Origin of the sequence: Nocardia asiatica NBRC 100129, from assembly GCF_000308415.1 — a bacterium.
GTDB lineage: Bacteria > Actinomycetota > Actinomycetes > Mycobacteriales > Mycobacteriaceae > Nocardia > Nocardia asiatica.
In genome coordinates, this window is record NZ_BAFS01000050.1 from 1 (window position 1) to 2,620 (window position 2,620).

Sequence of the window (2,620 nt, forward strand, 5' to 3'; positions counted from 1 at the left end):
CAAGGGGGCCGCGAACACCCAGCGCCGAAGGCGCTGGAATCCAATACAGTGCGTTGCATGCCATCACCGCGCGGCGGGCGCCAGGAATCGCAGCACGACGGCGACGCTGTGCGCGAGGCCGACGCCGCCGCGCGCAGTGACGCCGTGATCCGGGCGGCGTCCGCCGAGCTGATCGGGTTGTCGCATGCGATCCACGCCGAGCCCGAGCTGGCGTTCGAGGAGACCCGCAGCGCCGCCAAGACCATCGCGCCGCTCGCCGAGCGTGGCTTCGAGATCGTGACCGGGGTCGCCGGACTGCCGACGGCCTTCCGCGCGCGCTACGGCAGCGGGCCGCTGACCGTCGGAATCTGCGCCGAGTACGACGCGCTGCCCGAGATCGGGCATGCCTGCGGTCACAACGTCATCGCCGCCTCGGCGGTGGGCGCGGCGCTCGGTCTGGCCGAGGTCGCCGACGCGCTCGGCCTCACCGTGCTGGTGTTCGGCACGCCCGCCGAGGAGAGCGGCGGGGGCAAGGTGCTCATGCTGGAGCACGGCGTGTTCGACGACGTCGCGATGGCGATGATGGTGCATCCGGGCCCGTCGGACATCGTCGGCGCCCGCTCGCTGGCGCTGGCCGACGTGTCGGTGGTCTTCCACGGGCGTGAGGCGCATGCCAGCGCGGCCCCGGAGCAGGGCCGCAACGCGGGTGACGCGGTGACCGTCGCACAGGTTGCCCTCGGCTTGCTACGGCAGCATCTCCTGCCCGGCCAGCAACTGCACGGTATAGTCGGCGACGGTGGCGTAGCTCCCAACATCGTGCCCGGACGTGCGGAACTGCTGTATTACCTACGCGCAGTCGACTCCGCATCCCTCGACGATCTGATGCGACGAGCGTCGGCTTGTTTCGAGGCGGGCGCCCTCGCGACCGGCTGCACCCACGAAATCCGGACGCTCGCGCCGACGTATACCGAGCTGACCCCGGATCCGGAGTTGTTGCTCGTCTACCGCGAGCAGATCACCGGATCGGGACGCGTGCCGCTCGCTCCGGAGTTCGAGGCGCAACGGCCGCTGGGCAGCACCGATATGGGGAACGTCACCAACGTCGTTCCGGGCATTCACCCGGTCATCGGGATCGATGCCGGTGGTGCGGTGACACATCAGCCGGGCTTCGCCGCGGCCAGCGTCAACGCTTCGGCGGATCGCGCGGTCATCGATGGCGCGCAGGCGCTCGCGCGTACCGCGATCGCCGTCGCCCGCGATGACATACATAGAGACAGGTTGTTGCAACGGCTAGTTCAACGACAGGAGGACATTCGGTGAGCACAACCGGCCGTTCGGCCGCGCCGGCGACTAGGGCCCCGGCAGAGGGCGTCCATGTGGTCACGCAGGACCCGGGGAACTTCGCGGCGGCGCCGACCGTGGTATCCGGGCGGGACGCGGTGGAGTCGTGGCTGGCCGGTCACACGGTCGATCTCGTCGGGTGGCGCAGGCACATCCACGCCAATCCGGAGCTGTCCCGTACCGAGTTCGGTACCACCGAGTTCGTCTCGGCGTGGCTGACCAAGGCGGGGCTGACGCCGCAGCCGCTTCCCGGCGGCACCGGTGTGATCTGTGACATCGGACCGGACGGGCCGCGGATCGGCCTGCGCGCCGATATGGACGCGCTGCCGCTGCAGGAGTTCACCGGACTTCCCTTCGCCTCCACGGTGCCGGGTGTGTCGCACGCCTGTGGGCACGACGCGCACACCACCATCCTGCTCGGCACGGCGCTGGCGCTGGCCGAGGTGCCGGAGCTGCCGGTCGGCGTGCGGCTGATCTTCCAGCCCGCCGAGGAGGTCATGCCGGGCGGGGCGATCGACGTGGTCGCCGCGGGCGCGATGACGGGCGTGGAGCGGATCTTCGCGCTGCACTGCGATCCGCGCCTCGAGGTCGGCCGGGTCGGTATCCGCGTCGGCGCGATCACCTCCGCTGCCGACACCATCGAACTGGTGCTCGACTCGCCGGGTGGCCACACGTCGCGTCCACACCTGACCAGCGACTTGGTCTACGCGATCGGCTCGGTGATCACGGGCCTGCCCGGCCTGCTCAGCCGCCGGATCGACCCGCGTACCAGCACCGTGATGGTGTGGGGCGCGGTGAGCGCGGGGAAGGCGCCGAACGCCATTCCGCAGACCGGCATGCTCACCGGAACCATCCGCACCGGGGACCACGCGACCTGGTCGTTGCTGGAGCCGATGGTGCGGCAGATCGTCGACGGCCTGCTCGCCCCGACGGGCGTGCGCTACCAGCTGAACTACCGGCGCGGTGTGCCGCCGGTGGTCAACGACGAGCACTCCACCCGCATGTTCGAGGACGCGATCCGGGCCCTGGGCCCCGACGCGCTGTCGGACACCCCGCAATCCGGGGGCGGCGAGGACTTCTCCTGGTACCTGGAGGAGGTGCCGGGCGCGATGGCGCGCCTGGGCGTCTGGTCCGGCGAGGGCGAGCAGCTGGATCTGCACCAGCCGACCTTCGACATCGATGAGCGGGCGCTCGCGGTCGGAGTCCGGGTGCTGAGCAATCTTGTGCTCGGCTCTGTCTGATTTCCAGCGCCTGCGGCGCTGGGTGTTCGAGGCCCTTTCATGGCTCGCGTCCGAGCGGG

General features: G+C 70.5%; 2 protein-coding genes. Both read left to right on the plus strand.

Going from position 1 to position 2,620, the window contains the following annotated elements; all coding sequences use genetic code 11:
• Window positions 1-57 precede the first annotated feature (57 nt).
• The gene (locus ON27_RS05685; RefSeq protein ID WP_083887393.1) at window positions 58-1,299 is read left to right on the plus strand and encodes a M20 family metallopeptidase; all 1,242 of its coding nucleotides are present in this window, start codon (window positions 58-60) and stop codon (window positions 1,297-1,299) included.
• Between the two features lie 119 nt (window positions 1,300-1,418).
• Complete coding sequence (locus ON27_RS05690) at window positions 1,419-2,561, plus strand: M20 family metallopeptidase (protein WP_373282739.1); 1,143 nt, start codon at window positions 1,419-1,421, stop codon at window positions 2,559-2,561.
• The last annotated feature ends 59 nt before the right edge of the window (window positions 2,562-2,620 follow it).

What these genes read in the sequence shown, in the direction of transcription:
- ON27_RS05685 (WP_083887393.1), top strand. Translation starts at nt 58, where the DNA reads ATGCCATCACCGCGCGGCGGGCGCCAGGAATCGCAGCACGACGGCGAC.